Raw genomic sequence first — 24,119 nt, 5'->3', positions numbered from 1 at the left:
TTCAAGCGGGCGGGAGTTCCCCCGAGCCGCGCGGGACGAGCCGGGTGGGGAGCTCCACCCTGGCCGGGGCGTGAGCGGCGCCGTCGAGGCGGCGGAACAGGTGTTCCGCCGCCGTACGGCCGACCGCTGCGGCATCCTGCGAGATCACCGTGATGCCGAGCAGGTCGGCGAGTTCGATGTCGTCGAAGCCGACCAGGGCGATCCTGCGGTCGCACTCGGCGAGGACGCGGACGACGGTGACCGTCACCCGGTTGTTGCCCGCGAAGAGCGCGGTCACCGGCTCCGGGCCGGTCAGCATGGCCTCGGTGGCAGCCCTGACCCGGGCCGGGTCGGTCGGGCCGAGGGAGACCCAGGCGTCCTGGACCTCGACCCCGGCGTCGGCCAGGGCTGTGTGGTATCCGCGCAGTCGTTCCTTCGCGGTGTGGATGCGCGGCTGGTCGCCGATGAAGCCGATCCTGCGGTGGCCGTGCGCGATCAGGTGGGCGACCCCCGCACGTGCTCCGCCGAAGCTGTCCGAGAGAACCATGTCCGCGTCCACCCGGCCCGCCGGACGGTCGACGAACACGGTGGCGATGCCCGCCTTCATCTCGGGCTCCAGATAGCGGTGGTCGTCGCCTGCCGGGATCACGATGAGGCCGTCCACCCGGCGGGCACAGAGCGCGAGGACGAGCTCCTGCTCGCGCTCCGGGTCCTCGGCGCTGGAGCCGTTGATCAGCAGTGCGCCGTGCGCGCGGGCCACCTCCTCCACGGCGCGGCTCAGCGGGCCGTAGAAGGGGTCGGCGAGGTCCTCCAGCACGAGGCCGATGGACGCGGTGCGGCCCTTGCGCAGGACGCGCGCGCTGTCGTTGCGGCGGAACCCGAGGGCTTCGATGGCCTCCTGGACGCGCCGCTCGGTGTCGGGGGTGACGCCGGGCTCGCTGTTCACCACGCGTGAGACCGTCTTGAGGCCTACTCCGGCTCGGGCTGCCACGTCCTTCATGGTCGGCCTGTTGCCGTAGCGGGACTCGGAATGGCGGGCGGTCTCGGCCACGGTGCGCTGTCCTGTCGTCGGGAACGGATGATTCCGGCTTCACCGGTGGTGCCGGGGAGGGGCCGGATGCTGTGGCGTCGAGCATAGGCCCTGGACAACGTTGTCAAGAGAATGGAGACTGAGTGGACCGTCCGACTCAAGTCGCACGTCCTGCGCCTCACCCCTCCGGAGAGTCCACACCGATGCATACCGACCTCGTCGCCGCGCTCGACATCGGCGGTACCAAGATCGCCGGGGCGTTGGTGGACGGCGGCGGAACCCTTCTGGTACGGGCGCAGCGCCCGACGCCCGCACGCGAGGGTGCCGAGGCCGTGATGGGTGCGGTGGACGATGTCCTGGCGGAGTTGATGGCCTGCCCGCTGTGGATCCGCGCGCGTGCGGTCGGCATCGGCAGTGCCGGGCCCGTGGACGCCTCGGCCGGCACGGTCAGCCCGGTGAACGTCCCGGGCTGGCGCGGCTTTCCGCTGGTGGACCGGGTGGCCGCGGCAACCGGCGGGCTGCCGGTCGCGCTGGTCGGCGACGGAGTCGCGATGACGGCGGCCGAGCACTGGCTGGGCGCCGCCCGGGGCTACGACAACGCGCTGTGCCTGGTCGTCTCCACCGGCGTCGGCGGGGGACTCGTACTCGGCGGAAAGCTGCATCCGGGTCCCTCGGGCAATGCCGGTCACATCGGTCACATCAGCGTCGACCTGGACGGCGACTCCTGCCCCTGCGGCGCGCGTGGCTGCGTGGAACGTCTCGCCAGCGGGCCGAACATCGCGCGGCGGGCCCTGGAGAACGGCTGGAGCCCCGGCCCGGACGGCGATGCGACGGCCGCCGCGGTGGCCGCTGCCGCGCGGGCAGGAGACCCGGTCGCGGCCGCGTCCTTCGAGCGGGCCGCCCAGGCACTCGCCGCCGGGATCGCGGCCACGGCAACCCTGACCGACATCGACATCGCCGTGATCGGAGGGGGAGTCGCGGGTGCCGGCGAGGTGCTTTTCGCGCCGTTGCGCAAGTCCCTGCGCGACTACGCCACGCTCTCCTTCGTCCAAAACCTCACCGTGGCCTCCGCGCTGATGGGCACCGACGCGGGCCTGGTCGGCGCCGCGGCCGCGGCCTCGACGGTCCGGTCCGCAGCCAACGCCGCCGACGGCGTGCGGGCCGTAGCCGCCCCGTAGGGCCGCAAGCACGGCCGTCACCCCCATCGGCGTGACGGCCGCTCCCCGCTCCGACGGCTCCGGCGCAACCACATCACCCCTGCGGGGTTTCCGGAGCGGGGTGATGCGGGCAAGCCACAGGGGGCTACGGAAGAGGGGGACCCGTGATCGTCTGGATCAACGGTGCGTTCAGTGCGGGCAAAACCAGCGCCGCGTGCGAACTGATCGATCTGATCCCGAACAGCACCTTCTACGACCCCGGACTGACCGGCGGGGGGCTGCGCCAGCTGTTGCCCCAGAAGAAGCTCGCCGAAGTGACCGACTTCCAGGACCTGCCGATATGGCGGCGCCTGGTGGTCGATACGGCGGCCGCGCTCCTCGCTGAACTCTCCGGGGTGCTGGTGGTGCCGATGACACTGCTGAGGCAGGACTACCGCGACGAGATCTTCGGAGGCCTCGCCTCCCGGCGAATACCGGTGCGTCATGTACTGCTCGCACCTGAGGAAACGATCCTGCGGAGACGGATCGCCGGGCGCGAGGAATCCGCCGACGACCCCGAGCACAGCGAGCGGATCCGGCAATGGGCGTACGAGCACATCGAGCCCTACCGGGCGGCGCTCGGGTGGATCACCGCGGACGCCCACACGATCGACACCAGCGCTCTCACCCCGTACGAGACGGCCGAGCGGATCGCCGCAGCGCTGCGCACCGGCGAGGCCGGGGAGTGCGGGATAGTCCAGACCCCCGAGCCGCGTGCGGAGACCGTCGCGTCCGGGGTTCTGCTCTTCGACGAACACGACAGGGTGTTGCTGGTCGACCCCACCTACAAGCCCGGCTGGGAGTTCCCCGGCGGTGTCGTGGAGCCCGGAGAGGCCCCGGCACAGGCGGGGATGCGGGAAGTCGCGGAGGAGCTCGCGCTCTGCCTGGACGTGGTGCCGAAGCTCCTGGTGGTTGACTGGGAGGCGCCGAAGCCGCCCGCCTACGGAGGACTGCGCTTCCTGTTCGACGGCGGTCGTCTGCGCGGCGAGGCGGCCGGGCAGCTGCTGCTGCCGGGATCGGAACTGCGCGGCTGGCGGTTCGTCACCGAGGACGAGGCGGCCGGCATGCTCCCGCCGACCCGGTTCGAGCGGCTTCGATGGGCCCTGCGGGCCCGCGAGCGGTCCGTCGTGCTGAATCTGGAGGCGGGGGTGCCCGTGGGCGGCCGATAGTCGCCAGCAGGCCGCCGGTCACGCCGCGGCCCCCCGCAGAGCACCCGCCGCGTCCACGGTGAGGGGGTCACCGTGGCCGAAGCAGGCGACATCGTGGCAGAGGGCGGCGAGCCGGCGGAAGGACGCCTGGGCCTGCGCGTGGTCGATGTTGAGCACTCCCAGGATCACCCGGTCCGTCCTGGCCACTGCGTCGCCGGTGAAGAGCACCTTGTGGCGGGGCAGGTGGATGCCGATGGAGCCGGGGGTGTGCCCGGGGGAGTGCACCACCCGGGCACCGCCCCCGAACGGGAGCTCCTCGCCGTCCGTCAGCTCGCGGTCGACCCGGGTGGGCGGGGCCTCGGGGACCGTCAGCGCACGGGCGTACAAGGGCCGTTCCCAGTCGTGGGGAACGGGATCGGGCACGGGCTCCTCACCCCGGACGGCAGGGGCGTCCAGCCGGTGCACCAGGATCTCTGCGCCGTACGCGTCCGCGAGCTCCTGTGCGGCGCCGTAGTGGTCGCGGTGGCCGTGGGTGAGGACGATCCGCCGGATCCCCGCCGGATCCAGCCCGAGTCCGCGCACGCCGTCCCCGATGGCGGCCGCCGCGTACCGGTCGCCCGCGTCGATCAGGGTCAGGTCCGCGCCGTCACGCCAGAGGTAGGCCTGACCGATCGGGAAGCGGAACATGTGGAGCTGCGGGAGTACCTCGACACAATCCATGCGGTGAAAGGTACGGAGAGAAGGCCGCCCGTCCCCCGTGAATCTGCTCCGGGCGACTTCGCTCAGCGCGTACTCCAGAGGCCGGGGGCGGGCACTCAGACCTTCTTGGACTCCGCGTAGTTGCGAAGGAACAGGGCCTCGGCGACCGAGAGCCGCTCGAGCTCCTCGGGGGACACGCTCTCGTTCACCGCGTGGATGCGGGCCTCGGGCTCGCTCAGTCCGATGAGAAGGATCTCCGCCTGCGGGTACAGCGTGGCCAGGGTGTTGCAGAGGGGGATGGAGCCGCCCATGCCGGAGGACTGCATCTCCTCACCCGGGTAGGCGAGCCGCATGGCCTCGGCCATCGACGTGTAGGCGGGGCTGGTGAGGTCGGCCCGGAACGGCTGCCCCTGGCCGACCTGTTCGACGGAGACCCGCGCACCCCAGGGCGCGTGCGCCTCGAGGTGGGCGGTCAGCAGCGTCGTCGCCTCGGCGGCGTCCTGGCCCGGCGGAACCCGCAGACTGATCTGCGCCCGGGCGCTGGCCTGCAGCGACGGGGTGGCCCCGACCACCGGCGGGCAGTCGATGCCGATGACGGTGACTGCGGGCCGCGCCCAGATGCGGTCGGCGACCGTCCCCGTGCCGATCAGCTCCACGCCGTCGAGCACTTTGGCGTCCTTGCGGAACTCCATCTCCGGGTACTGCAGTCCGTCCCACTCGGTGTCGGTCGTGAGCCCGTCGACCGTCGTCGTACCGTCCTCGGCCCGCAGGGACGCCAGCAACTGGATCATCGCGGCCAGTGCGTCCGGGGCCGCGCCGCCGAACTGCCCGGAGTGCAGGTTCCCTTCGAGGGTGTCCAGCTGCACCCGCAGCATGGTCATACCCCGCAGCGTGGCGGTGACGGTGGGCAGCCCGACGCGGAAGTTCCCGGTGTCACCGATGACGATCGTGTCGGCGGCCAGCAGCTCCGGGTGAGCCTCTGCGTACTGTTCGAGCCCGCCCGTGCCCTGCTCCTCCGAGCCCTCCGCGATCACCTTGACGGAGACCGGGACGCCGCCGTTCGCTTTGAGGGCGCGCAGCGCGAGCAGGTGCATGATGAAACCGCCCTTGCAGTCCGCAGCGCCCCGGCCGAACCAGCGTCCGTCGCGCTCGGTCAGCTCGAACGGCGGGGAGAGCCAAGCGGACTCGTCCAGCGGCGGCTGCACGTCGTAGTGCGCGTAGAGCAGCACCGTGGGCGCACCGGCCGGGCCGGGCAGGCAGCCGTACACCGACTGGGTTCCGTCGGGGGTGTCGAGCAGGGCGACGTCCTGGAAGTCCTCGGCACGCAAGGCGTCGGCGACCCAGTCGGCCGCCGCCTCGCACTCGCTCCTGGGGAACTGCGCGGGATCCGCCACCGACCGGAAGGCCACCAGCTCGGCGAGCTCCGCCTTCGCGCGGGGCATCAGCGAGGCAACGGTCTCGGAAATCGGACGGGCGGTCATGGGCACGCTCCTGGTGGGTGCGACGTTAGGACTAGGGCGCGGTGTGTACGCGGCCGGGGGCGACGCCGTGGACACGACGTTGCGTGTACGAGGAATTCATGGCTGATCCTCCCACAGCGGAGTTCGGCCGCGACGCGCCGTAGGATGCCGTGAGCAACTGGGGCCACTGGTCGGATCGGGAGCAGAAGCACATCGTGAGCAGCGAGAACGCAGACGCCGGACGTGAGCCGGATGAGTCGTCGTCGGTACCGCAGGATTCCTCGGTATGGGACGTCGTCGTGGTCGGTGCGGGCCCGGCCGGAGCCTCCGCGGCGTACGCGGCAGCCGTCGCAGGCCGTCGGGTGCTGTTGCTGGAGAAGTCGGAGATCCCCCGCTACAAGACGTGCGGCGGCGGAATCATCGGGTTCTCGCGGGACTCCTTGCCTCCCGGCTTCGAACTGCCTCTGAAGGACCGGATCCACGCGGTCACCTTCTCGCTCAACGGGAAGCTGTCGCGCACCCGCAAATCCAGGCGCATGCTCTTCGGCCTGATCAACAGGCCGGAGTTCGACGCCGGCCTGGTGGAGGAGGCCCAGAAAGCGGGCGCCGAGCTGCGCACCGGTGCGACGGTGACGCGGGTGGAGCAGCACGGCACCGCCGTGCCCGACCGGCGCACGGTCGCCGTGGTGCTGGCCGGCGGCGAGACGGTGCTCGCCCGGGCCGTCGTCGGCGCGGACGGCAGTGCGGGCCGCATAGGGGCGCATGTCGGCGTGAAGCTCGACCAGGTGGACCTCGGGCTCGAGGCGGAGATTCCCGTTCCCGAGACGGTTGCCGAGGACTGGGCGGGCCGGGTGCTCATCGACTGGGGGCCGATGCCCGGGAGCTACGGCTGGGTCTTCCCCAAGGGCGACACGCTGACCGTCGGTGTGATCTCGGCGCGCGGCGACGGTTCCGGAACCAAGCGGTATCTGGAGGACTTCGTCGGCCGGCTGGGCCTGGCCGGCTTCGAGCCGACGGTCTCCTCGGGCCATCTGACCCGGTGCCGCAGCGACGACTCGCCGCTCTCCCGTGGACGGGTGGTGGTCTGCGGTGACGCGGCCGGACTGCTGGAACCCTGGACCAGGGAAGGCATTTCCTTCGCCCTGCGGTCCGGGCGGCTCGCCGGTGAGTGGGCGGTACGCATCGCGGAGTCGCACGATGCGGTCGACGCCCGTCGGCAGGCGCTCAACTACGCGTTCGCCATCAAGGCGGGTCTGGGCGTGGAGATGAGCGTCGGACGCCGCATGCTCAGGCTGTTCGAGCGGCGCCCCGGGCTGCTGCACGCGGTGCTGACGGGCTTTCGCCCCGCCTGGAACGCGTTCGCGGGAATCACCCGGGGGACGACGTCGCTGGCCGAGCTGGTCCGTTCACATCCGCTGGCACAGCGGGCGCTGCATGCGATGGACCGTCAGGGAGCGGGCGGGGCCAGCCCTCGACCGTGACCCGGAAGACGGGGTGGTCGGGGCAAGCGGCCCGTCGCCTGTGCCGTCCGGGACCGGGCGCTCGCCCATCCCCAGGCGAGTACGCGCTGATCTACGGCTCGTCCGTTCCCGGCTGCACCGCTCCCCAGGAAACCGTCGGGCCCGCCTTTCGTGTGGGGCCGGTTCTTCGTCGGCCTCGTATGCGGCGCCCATACACCGAGGGCCCCGTCCCCCCGCCGGCTGCCGCACTGCGTACCGAGGCCGCACGTATGGCGGCCGACCTGGCCCCCGATCTTCCGCCGGCGGTCTTCCGACACGCTGTTCACGAGCTCGGGCGCTCGGTGGGCCTGCAGGACGGCCGGCCCGGCGGGGGCGCGAGGGTCTGAGGCGGGGGCGGGCACCCACACCTGCGGCGACGGCCGGGCCCCGCCCGTACGGGTACTCCGCAGGGAGTACGTGGGATCACCACGCCCGGCTGACGTGCACCAGGGGCCCGCGCGTCTAGCGTGGACGGTATGCAGGATCACCGAGCGCACCCGCGTGCGGCCCGACGCCCGGGGCCGGGAGGCCTATGGGCAGGCCCTGGGCCCCTGTGGCGCGGAAAGTACGGCGGCGTGAGGATGTCCGGCGGCCGGGGGACGGCCGGTGACCGGCTGCCCTGGCTCTCGACCGTCGCGGTCGGCGTGATCGTGATGGTGGGTACTACCGTCGCCGCGCACGGCCAGGGCCGCGAACCGCTCGGCCTCGTGGCCCGGCTGCTGCTGTTCGCCGCGGTCGCCGTCCTGTTGACGCGCCGCCGCCACCCTGTTGTCGCCGTCGCCGGTACGTCGGCCGCGACGCTCGTCTATCTCGGGCTGGGCTATCCGTACGGCCCGGTCTTCCTCGCCGTCGCCGTCGGCTGTTTCAGCGCCCTCGTGTCGGGGCACCGCAAAGCCGCATGGTGGTCGCTGGGCACCCTGGGGGCGGGGCATCTGCTGGCCGCGCACTGGCTGTACCGGTGGCTGCCGCCGGACGGCGACGGTCCGTCCCCCTGGGGCCAGGAGGCATTCGTCACCGCCTGGGTCGTGGCGATCGTCGCCGCGGCCGAGCTTCTCCGGGTGCGCCGTGAGCAGTGGGAGACGGCCAGGGCGGAGCGGGAGGCTGCGGAGAAGCGGCGGGCCGACGAGGAGCGGATGCGCATGGCCCGCGAACTCCACGACGTCCTGGCACACAGCATCTCCGTCATCAACGTCCAGGCCGGGGTCGGCCTGGCCTTGCTCGACGCCGATCCCGAACAGGCCCGAACGGCCCTCACCACGATCAGATCCGCCAGCAAGGAAGCGCTCGGCGAGGTACGCCAGGTACTGGAGAATCTCCGGACTCCGGGCGACGCCCCCCGCGCCCCGGCCCCCGGACTCGACCGACTGCCCGAGCTGGTCGACCAGGCCGCCGGGGCGGGCCTCGCCGTGACCGTCGAGACGGACGGCGCGTCGGGGCCGGTCCCGCCCGGTACCGACCTCGCCGCCTTCCGCATCGTGCAGGAGGCCCTGACGAATGTGGTGCGGCACTCCGGATCTCGTACCGCACGCGTCCGTATCGCCTACTGCGGCGCGCACCTCAGGCTCCTCATCGACGACGAGGGTCCCGCGACCGGGGACGGTGCCGGAGGCAGCGGCAACGGGCTCATCGGGATGCGGGAGCGGGCCGCGGCGCTCGGCGGCACGATCGACGCGGGCCTCCGGCCGGACGGCGGATTCCGGGTCACTGCGGAAATCCCGCTGCGGCCCGGCCTGGAGAGCGGTCCCGCCGCACGGGAGGGGACGTCGTGATCCGCGTACTGCTCGCCGATGACCAGCTGCTGGTCCGGGCCGGTTTCCGGGCCCTTCTGGACGCTCAGCCGGACATCCAGGTGACCGGCGAGGCCGCCGACGGGGCGGAGGCCGTTCGCCTGGTCCGCGAACTGCGCCCCGACACCGTGCTCATGGACATCCGGATGCCGAAGCTTGACGGCCTGGCGGCGACTCGCGCGATCACCGACGACCCGGCCCTCCACAAGGTGAAGGTGGTCATGCTCACCACCTTCGAGCTCGACGAGTACGTGTTCGAGGCGATCCGGTCGGGAGCCTCCGGATTCCTGGTCAAGGACACCGACCCCGACGAGCTGCTGCGGGCGGTGCGTGCCGTGGTGGACGGGGATGCCCTGCTGTCGCCGGGAGTGACCCGCAGGCTGATCGCAGAGTTCGCGGCCCGTTCCAAGGAACCCGCGGCGGCGATGGTCCTGGACGAACTCACCGATCGCGAGCGGGAGGTCATGGCCCTGGCCGGCATGGGGCTTTCCAACGAGGAGATCGCCCGCAGGCTTGTCGTCAGCCCGCTCACCGCCAAGACCCACGTCAGCCGCGCCATGGTCAAGCTGGGTGCTCGGGACAGGGCCCAACTCGTCGTGCTCGCTTACGAGTCCGGGCTCGTGCGCCCCGGCTGGCTCGGCTGAAGGGGCGACAGACGCCGCTCGCCGGCCGCGCGGTGAAAACGCCGGAGCACATGGACCACCCGGACGGCGAACACCAGTGCACCGAGCGCGACGCCGACGCGGAACAGCATGCGGTCAGCGCCGTCCGGCAGCTGGAACAGAAGGGCGGGGAGAAGGAAAACCCCGGCGAACGTGGCCGCGGCCACCAGCACTCCGCTGACCAGGGCGTAGCCGATCTCCACGGTTATCGCGTCCCGCTCGGCCTGAGTGCGTCGAACCATGTACGCAGTGTCACAGGGCTGGTAGCGCATGGCAAGGATGTATGACTGAGTACGCCAGCCGGCATCCTTCGCTGGTTGAGCCGCTCAGTTCGTGACGTGTGTTTCGCCGGCCCGCTTCCTCTTGTCGTCCCAGGGGTGAGCGAGGTGGGCACGCCGAGCGGAGGCAAGGCCGTGCCCGGAATGCATGCCCGCGTGTGCATGCATTATGCATGCATGAACATTCCGCTCCTCTGCTAGCGTGCGGGCATGGCAGCGAAGGAGTTCGAGCAGGCGCTCGTCGGCGAGTGGCGCGAGCTGCTCGCACTGCACGCCAGAACCCTGGGCGAGCTCGATCGGGCGCTGGACCGACATGGCCTGGGAGCCAGCGACTTCGAGGTCCTGGACATCCTCGCGGAAGCTGCGGAGGGCGGCGACGCATGCCTGCGTGTTCAGGAGATCGGTTCGCGGGTCCATCTCAGCCAGAGTGCGCTGTCACGGCTCGTGGCGCGCCTGGAGAGGGGCGGCCTCGTGCGCCGCGCGATGTGCAGCGAGGACCGCCGCGGTGTGCGTGTCGAGCTGACGGATGCGGGCCGGGCCCTCCACGCGGAGGCCAGGCCCCTGCAGCGGGCGGTGCTCTCCCGGATGCTGAACCGGGCCGGTAGCTGAACCCGCCCCGTTCACGGACGACCGCCCAGGTCTCCACCCGGAGCCGGGCGGCCTCGGGATCTCCTGTCAGGCCGGTGGGCGGGACCGGCCGGCCTATTCCACAGCCCAGAGCTCTCGGCGCGGGCGTGGAAGCCGGTCAGGAGCTCGTTGATGCCGTCCGCACGCGTCGGCGCCACGGGCGTCAGCCGGCCGCCCGGTGCCGACTCGGCCTCCACCCGGCGGATGTCTGGTCCCGTGCGCCTGCCGCCGGGTGCCCTCGACGGCGACCGCGGTCGCCCAGCGGTGCACCATGCCAGGTGTGCCTGAAGAGGTCGCGTACGCCCGCGCCCCGGGCGGGTCGGGGACACGGACTCCGCCCCCGTTTCGCGGACGGCGGTGGCGAGGCCACGGGTCAGGCGCCCTGGGGGCGTGCTGAGCGACCCCGGCGGGGGCCGCGGAGCAGCCGGGAGAACCAGCCCAGCGCGCAGGCCTGTACGAGTACCGACATGACCAGGGCGAGGTACGTGAACCAGGCGGGGCCGCCGGCTTCCGCACCGGCCATCGATTCGCCGAGAAGGAAGACGAAGACGGTCGGCGCGGCGAGGAAGAACACCCAGACACCGGCGAACGATGCATCGTCATGCGCCACGAACAGCGTGTCCACCGCGACGAACACCGCGGCCGCCAGTACGAGGCCGAGGTAGATCCGCGAAGCCGCGTTGCCGAAGGTCAGTCGCGCCAGCGTGCGCAGCTGCTGCTTGTCCGTCATCTGGTGGCTCATGTTCCGCTCCCCGTGAATCGTTGATGCCTCCATCGTGCGCCGGAGGCCCTGTCAGCGCCTGAGTACGATTACTCAATCGTTCACGTGTTCGTCGTGTGGCGGGCCGCAACCACGGGCCGGGTCGTCATGAACGGTGGCAGTCGGTTGCCCAGGGCGAAGTCTGAATTATCGATAAGTATTCGAATGGACGAGCGGCGCCGCCAGATCCTGCAGATCCTGGCAGAGGGAAAGATCACCGCGGACGAGGCCGAGCGGCGGATCGACGTCCTCGCGAGAGACGCCGCCGATGACTCCGGCGACGGGCGCAGCCGGGGCGAACGTCCGAGTCCTGCTGCGGCCGTCCTTAATTTGTTTACGTTGGGGACAAAGTGCGGCACAGGGGCGTCCGGACGGCGTACGCAAGAGCGCTGCCCCGGTGACCGGATGGTGAACGGTGAGGGATGCCGGAGCGTCGGCAACCGCTCGGGATCATGGGAGACTCGCCCCCATGAACGGCAAGCCGACCACCACGCGGACGAAGCTGGAGAGGGGCCGCAGCGCGCTCGGGCCCGCCCTGGAACTCGTGCACACCGGACGCGCGCCCACGCGCGCCGTACTGACGTCCGAACTCGGTGTCACCCGTGCGACCGCGGGTGCGGTGGCCGCAGAACTCGAGGCGCTCGGTCTTATCAAGGTCGACTCCAGCCCCGGCTCCGCCGCCGGTTCGCAGGGCCGCCCCTCGCACCGTCTGTCCGTCCGGGGCAGCGGGCCCGTGGCACTCGCCGCCCAGGTGCACTCCGACGGCTTCCGTGCCGCGCTCGTGGGGCTCGGGGGCAGGATCGTGGCCACCGCGCCCGGCTGCGTCGCCGTCATGGCCGACCCCGCCCAGGTCCTCGGCGAGGTCGTCGAGGCCGGGGCCCAACTCCTGCGTGAGAGCGGGCTGCGCTGTGTCGGTGCCGGGCTCGCCGTGCCCTCCGCCGTGGCCGAACCCGAGGGGACGGCGCTCAACCCGCTGCACATCGCCTGGCCGGCCGGCGCTCCGGTCCGGGAGATCTTCGCCGGCTGTGTCCGCGCCGCGGGGATCGCCGGTCCCGCGTTCACCGCCAACGACGTCAACCTCGCCGCTCTCGCCGAGCATCGGCACGGTGCCGGGCGCGGTGCCCAGCACCTGCTCTGTGTCGCCACCGGTCACCGGGGGGTGGGAGGTGCCCTCGTCCTGGACGGCCGCTTGCACAGCGGGAGTTCGGGACTGGCCCTGGAGGTGGGGCATCTCACCGTGAACCCCGAGGGCCGCCCCTGCTACTGCGGCGGAAGAGGCTGCCTCGACGTCGAGACGGACCCGCTCGCCTTCCTCACCGCGGCACGCCGGGCGCCCGGCCCCGAGGAATCGCTGCTCAAGCAGTCGGGCGACCTGCTGCGCACGGAGTATGACGACCCCGATGTGCGTGCTGCCGCGGAGGAGCTGATCGACCGGCTAGGCCTCGGACTCGCGGGGCTGGTCAACATCCTCAACCCGGACCGGATCATCCTGGGCGGGCTGCACCGCGACCTCCTGGAGGCCGACCCCGAGCGACTGCGGGCCGTGGTCGCCGACCGCAGTCTGTGGGGCCGCAGCGGCAGTGTGCCGATCCTCTCCTGCACGCTGGATCACAACAGCCTGGTGGGCGCCGCCGAACTGGCCTGGCAGCCCGTACTCGACGATCCGCTGGCCGCACTGGCCTGACCGGCCGCGCGGGGGAGCACCGCCGCTCGGGCCGTGGCCAGGGCGAACGCCCGCGCCGGACTGGCGACGGGCACCGCCCGCAGCACTCCTCGCCGAGCGACCGCACCGGTCGGGGGCGTAGTCGCCGTACCTGTACGTTCGGTGGTGTGATTCGCCCCCCGGACCCGGGTCACCCCTGCTCTCCCTGCCTGAGCCGGTCGCGCTCCGGCGCGGACAGGTGCAGTACCTCGTAACGGTCGCCCGGCGCCTCGGGTGGCTCGTGTCCCCAGAGGGTGAAGTGGAGCACCTCCCAGTGGCGCGGGTCGATGGCCAGCGCCGTGGCGACGGCCCCCGGAGCCTCGGACAGCCGCCGGCTCTCCTCCAGAGCGGCGTCCATCGCGGCAGCCGGGCCGACGGTGTCCGGGATCCGCTCCAGACAGCGGACCGCGGTGCGGGGGAGCACCCCTGAGGCTGCCCCCTCCCGGAAGAGGAGTCCGTTCCAGTGCTGTACCTCGGGGCGCCCGAAGTCGTCGACGACGCCCTGGAATCCGGGGCCCCGGAGGAAGGCGTGCATCCCCTCGGGGGAGGACCACAGATACAGCGGGGCGTACTGGTTGACCGGTGAGGTGTCACCGCGTTCGCGGATCAGGAACGCTTTGAGGCCCAGGCCCGGGAAGGCCGCGTAGAGCAGCCCCCGGACCGCCGAGTCGAAGGCGGCCGTCGATGCGGACGCGCGGGCCGGTGCATAGTCGGCGCCCGCTGCTGGATCGCCTTGGGGCTGGTGCCCGCGCAGCCGCGCTCCCACAGGTGCGCATCGCACGGAAGCAGGCCCTCGGCCCCGGCGTACTCCCGCGGCCGTACGCGTACGGCCGCCAGCCGTACGACGCACCCGGCCCCTCCCGGAGACAGGCTCGTAGGTGACAGGAGCACGCGGACGCACCGCCGACCGAGGAGTGACCGAGATGAACACCCTGGCGAACTTCCCAGGCCCAGGACCCTGGATCCTCTTCTTCCCGATCATCTGGGCGGCTGTCGCCGTCGGAGTCGTCACCCTGCTCCACCGCACCGTATGGAGCGGCCGCCGGGGAACGTGGCAGCCGCGCGGCGTCCGCCGTGGTGGCCCGGCAGGCGAGCACTCACCGATCGACCTGCTGGGCCGGCGGTTCGCCGCAGGGGAAATCGACGAGGACGAGTACTGGCGCAGGCTCTCCGTCCTGGACGAGCCCCACGGCCGCTACGACAAGGAGGGCCCGGAATGACTGCGGAAGGCGGGTGAGGCCCGGGCACCAAAAAACGGAGCGCGTCGATCACCAATGGATCGACGCGCTCCTGTGTGCGCTGTGTACGGTGCGCGGCCCCGTACCCGTCAGCCGACGACGGCCGACCGGGCCCGTGTCCGTGCTGCCGTCGGCTCCACGCGCTCCGCGAGGTCCGGGCCGAACGGGCCGTCGGTCGTCGACCCGTACACCGGGAGAGGGGGCAGAGCGGTGGTGAAGGACGGGGCGGGCAAAGTGAACCAGATGACCTTCCCCGCGTCGTCGCTCGGTCGTACGCCCCAGCTTTCGCTGACCGCGGCGATCATCGCCAGTCCGCGCCCGGAGGTGGCGGACGAATCGGCATCGCACACGGTCGGCAGCCGGGGGTCGTGGTCGTGGACGGAGACCGTCAGCCGGTCGAGCAGCAGCTCGATCTCGACGGTGCATGATTTGTCCGGCTGTGCGTGCCGGTGGACGTTGGTCAGCAGTTCGGTGACACCGAGCGCTGCCGGGTCGATCAAAGGATCGAGATGCCAGTAGCGCAGTTGCGCCGAAATGATTCTGCGGACCTGACCGATCCGCGACGGCAGGGCCTGGAGCTCCACCGCGCAGTGCCTGCTTGGCTCGCTGATCACGGCTGCGACTCCCCGAAATGGGTCCGGAAGAAGACGAAGGAACGGATCCAGCAGATGGCTGACTGCTGTTTCTGGTCGTGCGTGGTCCGTCCTGGTGGCTCCCGGCGGAGCGGCTTTCGCTGTCACCGCCGGTGCACCATCAGTGACGTGTGACCAGCGTGACTCAGGGGGTTGGGCTCCGCAACTCGCGGTGTTCGTACCGGTCCGTAGCGTCAGATCCGCCGTCCCGCGGCGCCCGCAGCGCCTCCAGGAATCTGCGGACCGGTGCGGCTCCGCCCGGCCTGCGGTTGCGCTGGCCCATGGTCAGCCGATAACGAACCCCGTTGATACGGGCGATCGCCGAGTCGGCGGCCGGGAACCAGGGCTTCCCGGCGCTCACCGTCGTCACCGGGGCGCTGGCGATCTCCCGTCCGTTGCTCGTCAGCAGCGCTATCCGGCCGTCCTTGACGATCACTTGGCCGGCCCTGGTCAGCGACCGCGCCCAACGCTGGATCCTGACATCGCTCGCGCGGAACTCCACCGCGCCGAATTCCGCAGCGCTGAATTCTGTGTCGGCCATTGCGACTTCGCCCCCCTTGTACTGGCTTCTGCAAGTCTGCCCGCGGGCAGGGCCCGTGCACCAGGTCTCGTGCCCACCGATTCCGGCCGGGACCGGGGCCCGGGCGCGTCGGGGGCGGGGGAGCCAGGGGCAGCCGGGCCAAGGGAGGGCTATGGATCGCCAAAGGAAACGTTTGTGCAGGTGGGGGGAATATCGTGGGCCCCACGGAGTACCGCTGTCACCCGAAGGAGACCGCTGATGGACACCAGTGCGCACACACCTGGCGGTGGCGTCGTGGAGACCGTGGACATCGACCGGAGCGATCCGGACTACCGGGCCTGGCTCAAGGAAGCGGTACGCAAGGTCCAGGCGGACGCCAACCGTTCGGCGGACACCCATCTCCTGCGCTTTCCGCTGCCGGAGCACTGGGGCATCGACCTCTACCTCAAGGACGAGTCGACGCACCCGACGGGCAGCCTGAAGCACCGGCTGGCCCGATCCCTCTTCCTCTACGGCCTCTGCAACGGCTGGATCCGCCGCGGCAAGCCGGTCATCGAGGCCTCGAGCGGCTCGACGGCGGTTTCGGAGGCGTACTTCGCCAAGCTGATCGGCGTGCCCTTCATCGCGGTGATGCCCCGGACCACCAGCCCCGAGAAGTGCCGCCTGATCGAATTCCACGGCGGTCAGTGTCACTTCGTCGACGACTCCCGTCGGCTGTACGAGGAGTCGGCGGCCCTCGCGGCCGAGACGGGCGGTCATTACATGGACCAGTTCACCTACGCCGAGCGCGCCACCGACTGGCGCGGCAACAACAACATCGCCGAGTCCATCTACCAGCAACTGAGGCTGGAGCGGTATCCCGAGCCCGCCTGGATCGTCGCCACCGCCGGTACAGGCGGCACCTCCGCGACCATCGGGCGCTACGTCCGCTACATGCAGCACGACACACGGATCTGTGTGCCCGACCCGGAGAACTCCTGCTTCTTCGACGGATGGACCCGGCACGACCAACTGGCGACCAGCGACTGCGGCTCCCGCATCGAGGGCATCGGCAGGCCCCGGATGGAACCGAGCTTCGTGCCCGGAGCGATCGACCGGATGATGAAGGTGCCCGACGCGGCCAGTGTCGCGGCGGTCCGGGTGCTGGAGCACGCCATCGGCCGCAAGGCGGGCGGCTCGACCGGCACCGGGCTGTGGAGCGCCTTCAAGCTCGTGGCCGAGATGGTGGACACGGGGAGTACCGGAAGCATCGTCACGCTGTTCTGCGACCCGGGCGACCGCTATCTCGACAAGTACTACTCGGACGACTGGCTGAACGAGCAGGGCCTGGACATCCGGCCGTACACCGGGACGATCGAGCACTTCCTGGCCACCGGCACCTGGCCCGCCTGATCCGGAGATACCCGCGCGAGCTTCAGCCCTCCAGCAGAACGGCGAGCTCACGGGCGAAGACTCGCCGGCCGGCGCTCGCCAGCAACGGATCGGCCCAGCGGGGCAGCAGCCTCACCCGCAGTTCCTCCACCCAGATCACGTGCGAGCCCGAACCGGTCGGGCAGACATCGATCGACGCCCGGCCGCGCACCACGGATCCCCGCTTCTCCAGCCGGCACAGCCCCGCCCGGCCTGCGGCGGGCGGGGTCCACCGCACCACTTCCATCGGGTCGTCGAATCCCAGCAAACCCACGCCGGTGCGGGCCACGAAGACCGTCCCGGTCCGGGTGGGCAGGCCCGCCGGGGCGGTGACAGTGGTGAACGGAACGGTCCCGCCGTGCCGCTCCCAGTCGGTCACCCGTCGCCACGCCTCGGCGGCGGGGAGGGGAGTGAAACGCTCGATGCGGAATACGGCCACAGTCCGATCCTAGGACGTCCGTCGCCGACGGGCCCCGTAGCGGAAGGCGCGTCACCCGGCGTCGGCTATTCGACCGACGATCCGCCGGCCACCACGAGGCCCGGCAACTGTTCCTCGATCTCCTGCCTGGCGGTGTCCGGCAGGCCCGCGTCCGTGACGAAGGCGTCGACCTCGTCGAGCGCCGCGAACGAACTCAGCCCCACCGTGCCCCACTTCGTGTGGTCGGCGACCACGACGACGCGCCTGGCCGCCCGCACGAAGCGGCGGTTCGTCTCGGCCTCCGCGAGATTCGGCGTGGACAGACCGGCCTCGGCCGAGATCCCGTGCACTCCGAGGAACAGCACATCGAAGTGGAGTGAGCCGATCGCGCGGTCGGCGACCGGCCCGACGAGCGAGTCCGAAGGCGTACGGACCCCGCCGGTCAGGACCACCGTGGCCGCTCCGGCCCGCGTCCCGCCCGCCGCCGACGGACGCTGAGCGCCGTGGAACACATCGGCCACCCGCACCGAATTCGTCACCACCGTCAGCCCCGGCACGTCGAGGAGGTGCCGGGCCAGCGCGAATGTGGTAGTGCCACCGGACAGCGCGATCGCGCTGCCGGGCACCGCCATCGCGGCCGCCGCGCGCGCGATGTCCTCCTTGGCGCTCAGCTCCAGCGTCGACTTCGCCTCGAAGCCGGGCTCGTGGGTGCTCGCCTCGACGACGGGGACGGCTCCGCCGTGCACCTTCTCGATGACGCCCTGACGCGCCAGCGCGTCCAGGTCCCGGCGGATGGTCATGTCGGAGACGCTCAGCTTGCGGGTCAGCTCGTTGACCCTGACCCCGCCCCGCTTGCGTACATCGTCGAGAATGAGCGCGCGCCGCTGCTCCGCGAGCAGATTCTGGTTCTCGCTCAACGCCGGGTCCCGGCCCTTCCCTCTGTCCGCACGGTCCGGCAGCGGTCCTGCGGGACGCCTTCATCCTGCCACGCACGCCCGCGGCCCGTACCCCCTGGGGAGATTCGGTGAGAGCTGGTGCGGCGGGAGCCTCCCGTCCGCGATGGTGGTGACTGCACATCAGCTCAGATCCCAGCCGCCCCCTCCCGCCGGCCGAGAGCCGGACGGACCAGAGAGCGAGTCACCGACATTGCCTCCTGCACCCCAGGCCGAGGCCGCGCAGAGCAGCGGCGCCGCACTCGAACTGCTCGTCCACGGTGTCGGCGGAACCACCCCGCAGGAGATGCTCGGTGATCCGCGTACGACCAGGATCACCGGTGACGCCACAGCCGCCGTCCACCGGCGCACCGAGGACGTCGGAGCCGAACAGCACCCCGCGCGCCACCGGGGCGGGCCGATCGCCGAGGCCTACTGCTGGTCCAACCTCACCTCGGGCAACGGCTCAAGGGCCCTCTGGCTGCTGCTGCTCCCCTTCATGGTGGTCAACCTCGCCCACTGGATGCGGCCCACCGCTCAGGGGCGCACCGGGACGGTCCGGCTCTACGGGGTCCTGGTGCGGCTCATCGCCCTCAGCCTCACCGTGCTGCTGACCGCCGCGGCTTGCGAGGTCGCCCTCGACCTGGTGGCCTGGCAGTGCGCGGGAACGCCGGACTGCGCCGCGCAGCGCTCCTGGCTCGGTTTCCTGTCCACACGGCAGGACGGGTGGTTCGCCCAGCCCGGACGGCGGCTCGCCGTCGCCGCGCTCGTGCCCGCCGCCCTGGTGGGACTGCTCTGGTATCTGTCCAACCGCACCTGGAGTGCCTATGAGTCACAGCGACCCCTGACCTGGGATGAACCGGACAGCACCGAAACGGACGAGGCCGCGGATGGGGCCACGCAGTCCGGCGCTCCCCTGGTCCGACCGGCCCTCGGCAGGCCCGGCTTCTGGTACGGACGCAGGCTGGTGGCCCGGCTGCGCGCGGCACACACCGCCGCCGGACTCCTGACGGTCGCGGCCGCGGTCGGCGGCGCGGCGGCCCGGCACGACCGGGCAGCCGACAGCCCCGTACCCGCCGGGATCGGCGTCCTGTTCGAGGCCGGGCTCGTCCTGTGCGCACTCGTCGTCGTCGCGGTGGTCTGCCACCGCGGGCGCAGCGAGCGACGCCTCGACAACCGGCTCGACCGGGCCGTCATCACCTTCCTGCCCGGCACCGCTCTCACCCTGCTGCTCTGCGCAGTGGCCTACGCCGCCTGGTCGCGTCCCGGCTGGGCGTCCTCGGGCGCCCTCCCCGGAGAGGCCGCATTCCGCGCACTCGCGCTGGGCCAGGGCCTGCTCGTCGTCGTACTCGCCGCGGTCGCCCTGAGCCTGTACCGCAGCGTTCCCGAGCCGCGCACCACCCTTCACGGTCTCGGCGGCCCCTCGGTGGCCATGCTTGCCTGCGCCCTCGGCGGTGTGATGACCGGCGGGATCGCCCAGCGCGTGGCCGACTGGCTGGACGGCCCCGGAACCCCGGGCATGGGTGCCGGCGCCGCCATCGACGGACCGCCCGTGCTCCTCAGCTGGCAGGCCTCCGTCATCCCCGTCCTGCTGCTGCTCCTGCTCCCGCCCGTCATCTGGCTGGCGGTCCGCACCATGCGCCGCGCCCGCCGGCTGGGCCCCGCGATCGAGGCGGAGTACGAGGAGAAGCACCCCGAGCCCGGACGCACCCAGCGGATCGCGCTCACCCGGGCCACCGCCGCGCTCACCGACTCCGCACCGGGGATCCTCGGACTGCTGTCCGCCGCCACCCTGCTGCTCGGTGCGGGAGCGGTGACCGGTTCCTGGCTCACCGGCGAGGTCCCCGGCCTCGCGATGGAGGGTAAGGGTTCCTTCGTCGAATCGCTCGCCGAGACGGCCCAGTCGACCGGCTCCTGGCTGACCGGTCTCGGCGTCATACTGTTCGTCACGTTCGGCCGTCGTGCCTACCGCGACGTCTCCGCCCGGCGCACCATCGGCATCCTCTGGGACGTGGGTACGTTCTGGCCGCGCGCGGCCCATCCTTTCGCGCCGCCCTGCTACGCCGAGCGGGCCGTCCCGGACCTCTCGTCCCGGATGTGTGCCTGGACGGGGCGCACCCGTGGCAGGCTTGTCATCTCCGGCCACTCCCAGGGCAGCGTGCTCGCCGCCGCGGCGGTCTGGCAGCTCCCCGACCCGGTCCGGCGCCGGGTCGCGCTGCTCACCTACGGTTCCCCGATCGAGCGGCTGTACGGGCGCTGGTTCCCGGCCTACTTCGGCCGGGGCCCTCTCGAAGGGCTGCAGCGGTCCGTGCACTGCTGGCGCAACCTCTGGCGTGCGACGGACCCGATCGGCGGCCCGGTCCAGATCGACGAGGGCGAGGGCCACGAAGTGGACCGGGGCCCGCTGAAGGACCCGCTGGTCTACGGCCGCACCGCCGAATACCCGCTGCCCGAACCGATCCTGGGGCATTCGGACTACCAGGCCGACCCCCTCTTCGCCGTCGAGCGCGCCGGGCTCCTGGAGTGGCTCGGGCCCGTCGTGCCCCAGCAGGCGGGCGCGGGTGCGGAGGACCGGGGCGGCACCGCTCAGGGCAGCGCCGGAAGGTCCTCGGGATAGAGCATGGTCAGGTCGTCCGTGCTCGGCTCGGCGAGCTGGGCGACCCGGCCCGCATGCCGCTCCACCATCGACTCGAAGGTCTGACGGGCCGTTCGGCCGTTGCCGAATGCGGGGCCCTTGGGAAGCGCCGTGAAGTACTTGAGCAGCGCTTCCCCCGTCCCCTCCGCCAGGCTGTACTCGTGCTCGTCGCTCTGCTGTCCGACGATCCGCAGCAGTTCCTCGGGCTCGTAGTCGCTGAAGGTGATGGTCCGCGAGAAACGGGACGCCACCCCGGGGTTGACGGTGAGGAAGCGCTCCATCTCGTGGGTGTAACCGGCCACGATCACCACCACTGCGTCGCGGTGGTCCTCCATCAGCTTCACCAGCGTGTCGATGGCCTCCCGGCCGAAGTCGCGGCCGGAGTCCTCGGGCGACAGGGCGTACGCCTCGTCGACGAACAGGACTCCGCCGCGCGCCCGGTCGAACGCCTCCTGGGTGCGGATGGCCGTGGACCCGATGTGCTCACCGACCAGGTCGACGCGGGACACCTCGACGAGATGGCCGTGCTCCAGGACACCGAGCGAGGCCAGGATCTCCCCGTACAGCCGGGCCACCGTCGTCTTGCCCGTGCCCGGGGAGCCGGTGAAGACCAGGTGCCTGCGGACCGAGGCCGCCTTCAGACCGGCCAGCCGGCGACGGCGGCCCACCTCGATCATGTCGGTCAGCGCCCTGACCTCGCGCTTGACGCTGTCCAGACCCACCAGTGCGTCGAGCTCGCCCAGCACGGCGCCCGAGTCGCGCACCGGCTCGACGGGAGCCGAGGGGGCGGCGGCGGGCTCGGCGGTCCGCTGCCCGGGTATCGCGCCGAGCAGCCCGGGCGTGCCCTGCGTTGCCGTCAGGACCGCCGGGGGCGGGGGAGTGGCCCCGCGCAGGCCGCTCTCGTCGCTCGTGCAGTCCCGTGCCACCGGACCGCCCGCGAGGCCGTCGCCGCCGGAGCCGTCGGCGAATTCGTAACCGCCGCGTGCGCACCGCTCGGTCCTGCACCGGGTCAGCGTGGAACGGCAGCCGTCCATCACATGGAAGCCGTAGCCTTCGCTCCCCGTGACGCGGCAGCTGTCGAAGGTGCCCCGGCCCTCGGCGGATACGTAGAAACCGGCCTCCGCGGGTGAGGTGACCGTGCATCTCTCGATGGTCGGGTCGGCGCCCTTGGTCACGATGACCCCGGTCTGCGCCGCGTCGATCGTGCAGTTGTTCAGCGTTCCGCCGCTGCCGTGGTCACGGAACCATGCTCCGGTGGACGCTTCACGGATCCGGCAGTCGTCGAGCTGTGCGGTGGCTCCGTCGCTCACCGACACCGCCGTGTTGCGGATCTGGGACAGATCGCTGTCCACGACGTCCGCGCGTGAGCCCCGGTCGAGGACGAACAGGGCGTCGGGCACGTCATGGACGCGGCACGAGTCGAGTATCACGGTGGCCCCGTCGCTGACCCACACCGCCGGGTAGTCGCCCGTGCTGTCGTGGATCTCGCACTGGTTGGCGTCGACACGGGTGCCCGGGTCCCAGACGGAGAGGCCGTTGCGGCCGAACCTGCGGACGGTGGAGCGGGTCAGGGTGAGCACCGAGCGGGACCGCAGGTCGACCGCGTTCTCCGGGATGTCGTGGATGTCGCAGTCCGCGAGTGTGAGGACCGCGTCGGTGTCCAGGGTGACCCCGTCGGCGGACGTCCGGTGCACGGTGCAGTCCGTGAGATGCGCGGAACCGCGGGAGGTGACCTGCACCCCGCTGCCCTTGATCTCGTACACCTCGCAGCCCACCGCCTCCAGGCCGCTGCCCTCCCCGGTCACGCTCAGCCCCGCGCCCGACGAATGGTGTACACGGCAGCGCTCGAACCGCGGGTGCGCGCCGTCGCGCACCGAGACACCGGACTGCCCGGCCGAGACGACCTCGCACTCCTCGAACACGCCGCCGGCGCCGTCGAGTACGGCGATGCCCACGCCGGCCGGGTTGTCGACCGTGCAGCGGCGCACGGTGGGCCTGGCCGCGCCCCGTACCTCCATCCCGGCGGCGGATCTGGTCACGATGCGCAGATCCGACAGCTCGGGAGCGCCGTCCTCGACGAGCAGTGCGGGGGCGGCCGAGTCCTGGCCCTCCACATGGAGGTCCTGGACGACGGCGGAGGCGCGGACGGTCAGGGGGACCCCGTCGGCCGGCGCGATCCTGACGGAGCCGGCCGATCCCTCGGGGCCGCGCAGCGTCACCGCGCGGTCGATGACGAGATTCTCCCGGTAGGTGCCGGGGGCGACGGTGAGGATGTCACCGTCGGCTGCGGCCTCCAGGGCGGCGGTGAGGGAAGCGTATTCGCCCGTACGGCGTCGCCATCGAGATGTGCCGGTGTGCGTCACCTGGACCGTGCCCTGTGCCATGGTGCTGCTGTGCCCCCACCTCGTGCCGTGTGCGCTGCCTCGTGCCTGTCCGCAGGTGCCGCCGGTTTCGCCGGCAGCCCTCCGGCCCGCCTGCCGAGGAGAAGGGCGGGCCGGTCCACCGTAGCGCGCGCGACGGGCGCGAGTTGACGGGCGGCGTGATGAGAAGTGCGACTCAGCCGTACACGCGGAGGGACTGCGCTCCCGGGGTCAGCTGCCCGTACCCGTTCTGCCCCAGTCGGGGCCGACTTGGGCCCAGGCGCGGTCGAGCCGGGCGTACCGCTGTTGCATCATGCGCCATAAGACGAGTCGGCGGGCGACTTCCGTCAGACCTCCTGCGAGCAGCGCCGCACCTAGGCCGGCGAGCCCCGCGTGGGTGTGAGCCGTGGCGATGTCCATGGGACGCCTCGCGGGGTGGCCCCGGTCGTCCGTCCAGATCCGGATCCGGGTACCGGGCGCGGTCTCCGTGGACGCCGTCGACACGGTGCCCGTCCGTGCCGTACCGTCCGGGGCACGCCAGTCGGCGACCACGGACATACGCATGGAGTCCTCGGTGACGGCCGCCTCGGGGTCCTGGGTGAAGCGCGAGGGGCTCGAGGACGCGCGGACCACGACGGCCGTGGTGGGATGGCGTTGTTGATGCTGGGCCCGCACCGTTCGCTGGAGTGCGTCGTCCGTGAGTGAGCCGACCTTCCAGCCGAGCACCGGTGCCGCCAGCAGCATCAGCAGCAGCGCGACCAGCGCCACCCCCACCTCATGGCGGTCGGTGGCCCGGCACACAGGATTGTGCCGCCACCGCCGGAACCCCAGAATCGCTCGCACAGTCATGCACCCCCCTTCCCTGTCCGTGATAACCCGACAGGGCCGTGATTACCTCCGAGGACGGCGAAGAGAGAGCAACCTCACGCCGTCAACGCCTTTCCCGATGACCTGGGTTCCGGGGACGCCCCGAGTCCGGGGCGGTCAGTCCAGGACTCGCGCCGGTTCCCCCGACCAGGATCACCCCGGTGCCTCCGGGATCATGTTCTGGCCGGAGAGGACATACTTTCCGTCCCGGCGACGCCGGGCGAGCGTGCGCAACGGCCCCCTGCTCCGCTCCGCCGTGCGCTGGTCGTGATGACGCACC

22 protein-coding genes and 1 pseudogene are annotated in these 24,119 nt (G+C 71.7%); 11 read left to right on the top strand and 12 right to left on the bottom strand.

All coding sequences use genetic code 11. From position 1 onward, the window contains the following. Nucleotide 1: 1 nt before the first annotated feature. Nucleotides 2–1,030: a LacI family DNA-binding transcriptional regulator gene (locus ACWD04_RS07140; protein WP_451128989.1), complete on the bottom strand. Its 1,029-nt coding sequence runs from the start codon at nt 1,028–1,030 to the stop codon at nt 2–4. 182 nt (nt 1,031–1,212) lie between these two features. On the opposite strand from ACWD04_RS07140, the gene ACWD04_RS07135 reads away from it, so the two are divergent. Together ACWD04_RS07135 and ACWD04_RS07130 are read left to right on the top strand one after the other, a co-directional pair. Further along, entirely contained in the window at nt 1,213–2,187 is a 975-nt protein-coding gene (locus tag ACWD04_RS07135; RefSeq protein WP_451128987.1) for an ROK family protein, read from the top strand. Nucleotides 2,188–2,330: 143 nt separating this feature from the next. Beyond that, the gene (locus ACWD04_RS07130; RefSeq protein WP_451128985.1) at nt 2,331–3,374 is read left to right on the top strand and encodes an NUDIX domain-containing protein; all 1,044 of its coding nucleotides are present in this window, start codon (nt 2,331–2,333) and stop codon (nt 3,372–3,374) included. 18 nt (nt 3,375–3,392) lie between these two features. Here ACWD04_RS07130 and ACWD04_RS07125 read toward each other — a convergent pair whose 3' ends face one another. Next, on the bottom strand, nt 3,393–4,073 hold the full coding sequence (locus ACWD04_RS07125) for an MBL fold metallo-hydrolase (RefSeq protein WP_451128983.1): 681 nt from the start codon (nt 4,071–4,073) through the stop codon (nt 3,393–3,395). Nucleotides 4,074–4,168: 95 nt separating this feature from the next. Then, nucleotides 4,169–5,533 (bottom strand): M20/M25/M40 family metallo-hydrolase, encoded by a 1,365-nt coding sequence (locus tag ACWD04_RS07120; protein WP_451128981.1) that lies wholly within the window; start codon nt 5,531–5,533, stop codon nt 4,169–4,171. Nucleotides 5,534–5,727: 194 nt separating this feature from the next. Between ACWD04_RS07120 and ACWD04_RS07115 the strand changes: the two genes are divergently transcribed. The 4 genes and pseudogenes from ACWD04_RS07115 (at nt 5,728) to ACWD04_RS07100 (ending at nt 9,442) form a co-directional block, all read left to right on the top strand. After that, a complete protein-coding gene (locus tag ACWD04_RS07115; protein ID WP_451128979.1) occupies nt 5,728–6,993 on the top strand; it encodes a geranylgeranyl reductase family protein in 1,266 nt (421 codons plus the stop codon). A gap of 33 nt (nt 6,994–7,026) precedes the next feature. Continuing rightward, nucleotides 7,027–7,358, top strand: a pseudogene (locus tag ACWD04_RS07110) (TetR-like C-terminal domain-containing protein); the annotation flags it as partial. A 129-nt stretch (nt 7,359–7,487) separates the two neighbouring features. After that, complete coding sequence (locus ACWD04_RS07105) at nt 7,488–8,780, top strand: sensor histidine kinase (RefSeq protein WP_451128977.1); 1,293 nt, start codon at nt 7,488–7,490, stop codon at nt 8,778–8,780. Next, the gene (locus tag ACWD04_RS07100) at nt 8,777–9,442 is read left to right on the top strand and encodes a response regulator transcription factor (protein ID WP_451128975.1); all 666 of its coding nucleotides are present in this window, start codon (nt 8,777–8,779) and stop codon (nt 9,440–9,442) included. The genes ACWD04_RS07105 and ACWD04_RS07100 overlap by 4 nt, the downstream gene beginning before the upstream one ends. On the opposite strand, the gene ACWD04_RS07095 is transcribed toward ACWD04_RS07100, so the two are convergent. Beyond that, complete coding sequence (locus tag ACWD04_RS07095) at nt 9,403–9,702, bottom strand: DUF6332 family protein (RefSeq protein ID WP_451128973.1); 300 nt, start codon at nt 9,700–9,702, stop codon at nt 9,403–9,405. The two genes, ACWD04_RS07100 and ACWD04_RS07095, sit on opposite strands and share 40 nt — an antisense overlap. A gap of 246 nt (nt 9,703–9,948) precedes the next feature. Here ACWD04_RS07095 and ACWD04_RS07090 point away from each other — a divergent pair, with 246 nt between their 5' ends. Next, nucleotides 9,949–10,347 (top strand): MarR family transcriptional regulator, encoded by a 399-nt coding sequence (locus ACWD04_RS07090; RefSeq protein WP_451128971.1) that lies wholly within the window; start codon nt 9,949–9,951, stop codon nt 10,345–10,347. A 391-nt stretch (nt 10,348–10,738) separates the two neighbouring features. Here the strand turns inward: ACWD04_RS07090 and ACWD04_RS07085 are convergent, their stop codons facing one another. Continuing rightward, complete coding sequence (locus tag ACWD04_RS07085) at nt 10,739–11,107, bottom strand: SCO4225 family membrane protein (protein ID WP_451128969.1); 369 nt, start codon at nt 11,105–11,107, stop codon at nt 10,739–10,741. Nucleotides 11,108–11,594: 487 nt separating this feature from the next. On the opposite strand from ACWD04_RS07085, the gene ACWD04_RS07080 reads away from it, so the two are divergent. Next, the gene (locus tag ACWD04_RS07080) at nt 11,595–12,809 is read left to right on the top strand and encodes an ROK family protein (RefSeq protein ID WP_451128967.1); all 1,215 of its coding nucleotides are present in this window, start codon (nt 11,595–11,597) and stop codon (nt 12,807–12,809) included. Between the two features lie 169 nt (nt 12,810–12,978). Here the strand turns inward: ACWD04_RS07080 and ACWD04_RS07075 are convergent, their stop codons facing one another. Then, nucleotides 12,979–13,608 carry a DUF4865 family protein gene (locus tag ACWD04_RS07075; protein WP_451128965.1) on the bottom strand — a complete coding sequence of 210 codons (630 nt, stop codon included), beginning with the start codon at nt 13,606–13,608 and terminating at the stop codon, nt 12,979–12,981. Between the two features lie 142 nt (nt 13,609–13,750). Between ACWD04_RS07075 and ACWD04_RS07070 the strand changes: the two genes are divergently transcribed. Next, nucleotides 13,751–14,047 (top strand): SHOCT domain-containing protein, encoded by a 297-nt coding sequence (locus ACWD04_RS07070; RefSeq protein WP_451128963.1) that lies wholly within the window; start codon nt 13,751–13,753, stop codon nt 14,045–14,047. 107 nt (nt 14,048–14,154) lie between these two features. On the opposite strand, the gene ACWD04_RS07065 is transcribed toward ACWD04_RS07070, so the two are convergent. Beyond that, entirely contained in the window at nt 14,155–14,679 is a 525-nt protein-coding gene (locus ACWD04_RS07065) for an ATP-binding protein (protein WP_451128961.1), read from the bottom strand. A gap of 163 nt (nt 14,680–14,842) precedes the next feature. Beyond that, nucleotides 14,843–15,238 carry a hypothetical protein gene (locus ACWD04_RS07060; protein ID WP_451128959.1) on the bottom strand — a complete coding sequence of 132 codons (396 nt, stop codon included), beginning with the start codon at nt 15,236–15,238 and terminating at the stop codon, nt 14,843–14,845. Between the two features lie 237 nt (nt 15,239–15,475). Between ACWD04_RS07060 and ACWD04_RS07055 the strand changes: the two genes are divergently transcribed. Beyond that, nucleotides 15,476–16,609, top strand: coding sequence for a PLP-dependent cysteine synthase family protein (locus ACWD04_RS07055; RefSeq protein WP_451128957.1), 1,134 nt, complete (start codon nt 15,476–15,478; stop codon nt 16,607–16,609). A 22-nt stretch (nt 16,610–16,631) separates the two neighbouring features. On the opposite strand, the gene ACWD04_RS07050 is transcribed toward ACWD04_RS07055, so the two are convergent. Together ACWD04_RS07050 and ACWD04_RS07045 are read right to left on the bottom strand one after the other, a co-directional pair. Further along, a complete protein-coding gene (locus ACWD04_RS07050) occupies nt 16,632–17,066 on the bottom strand; it encodes an SRPBCC family protein (protein WP_451128955.1) in 435 nt (144 codons plus the stop codon). Nucleotides 17,067–17,131: 65 nt separating this feature from the next. After that, on the bottom strand, nt 17,132–17,962 hold the full coding sequence (locus ACWD04_RS07045) for a DeoR/GlpR family DNA-binding transcription regulator (protein WP_451128953.1): 831 nt from the start codon (nt 17,960–17,962) through the stop codon (nt 17,132–17,134). 229 nt (nt 17,963–18,191) lie between these two features. Here ACWD04_RS07045 and ACWD04_RS07040 point away from each other — a divergent pair, with 229 nt between their 5' ends. Next, entirely contained in the window at nt 18,192–20,594 is a 2,403-nt protein-coding gene (locus tag ACWD04_RS07040; RefSeq protein WP_451128951.1) for a hypothetical protein, read from the top strand. Here ACWD04_RS07040 and ACWD04_RS07035 read toward each other — a convergent pair. After that, the gene (locus ACWD04_RS07035) at nt 20,564–22,996 is read right to left on the bottom strand and encodes a right-handed parallel beta-helix repeat-containing protein (RefSeq protein ID WP_451128949.1); all 2,433 of its coding nucleotides are present in this window, start codon (nt 22,994–22,996) and stop codon (nt 20,564–20,566) included. The genes ACWD04_RS07040 and ACWD04_RS07035 overlap by 31 nt on opposite strands. A gap of 207 nt (nt 22,997–23,203) precedes the next feature. Then, nucleotides 23,204–23,821 (bottom strand): Rv1733c family protein, encoded by a 618-nt coding sequence (locus ACWD04_RS07030; RefSeq protein ID WP_451128947.1) that lies wholly within the window; start codon nt 23,819–23,821, stop codon nt 23,204–23,206. Nucleotides 23,822–24,119 lie beyond the last annotated feature (298 nt).

It is taken from the genome of Streptomyces sp. NPDC002911 (genome assembly GCF_053591835.1).
This window is presented reverse-complemented; position numbering and strand designations above follow the sequence as displayed.

Coding starts and splice junctions, on each gene's coding strand:
- ACWD04_RS07135 (WP_451128987.1), top strand. CDS start 1,213: ATGCATACCGACCTCGTCGCCGCGCTCGACATCGGCGGTACCAAGATC.
- ACWD04_RS07125 (WP_451128983.1), bottom strand. CDS start 4,073: ATGGATTGTGTCGAGGTACTCCCGCAGCTCCACATGTTCCGCTTCCCG.
- ACWD04_RS07120 (WP_451128981.1), bottom strand. CDS start 5,533: ATGACCGCCCGTCCGATTTCCGAGACCGTTGCCTCGCTGATGCCCCGC.
- ACWD04_RS07105 (WP_451128977.1), top strand. CDS start 7,488: ATGCAGGATCACCGAGCGCACCCGCGTGCGGCCCGACGCCCGGGGCCG.
- ACWD04_RS07095 (WP_451128973.1), bottom strand. CDS start 9,702: ATGGTTCGACGCACTCAGGCCGAGCGGGACGCGATAACCGTGGAGATC.
- ACWD04_RS07090 (WP_451128971.1), top strand. CDS start 9,949: ATGGCAGCGAAGGAGTTCGAGCAGGCGCTCGTCGGCGAGTGGCGCGAG.
- ACWD04_RS07085 (WP_451128969.1), bottom strand. CDS start 11,107: ATGAGCCACCAGATGACGGACAAGCAGCAGCTGCGCACGCTGGCGCGA.
- ACWD04_RS07080 (WP_451128967.1), top strand. CDS start 11,595: ATGAACGGCAAGCCGACCACCACGCGGACGAAGCTGGAGAGGGGCCGC.
- ACWD04_RS07070 (WP_451128963.1), top strand. CDS start 13,751: ATGAACACCCTGGCGAACTTCCCAGGCCCAGGACCCTGGATCCTCTTC.
- ACWD04_RS07060 (WP_451128959.1), bottom strand. CDS start 15,238: ATGGCCGACACAGAATTCAGCGCTGCGGAATTCGGCGCGGTGGAGTTC.
- ACWD04_RS07055 (WP_451128957.1), top strand. CDS start 15,476: ATGGACACCAGTGCGCACACACCTGGCGGTGGCGTCGTGGAGACCGTG.
- ACWD04_RS07035 (WP_451128949.1), bottom strand. CDS start 22,996: ATGGCACAGGGCACGGTCCAGGTGACGCACACCGGCACATCTCGATGG.
- ACWD04_RS07030 (WP_451128947.1), bottom strand. CDS start 23,821: ATGACTGTGCGAGCGATTCTGGGGTTCCGGCGGTGGCGGCACAATCCT.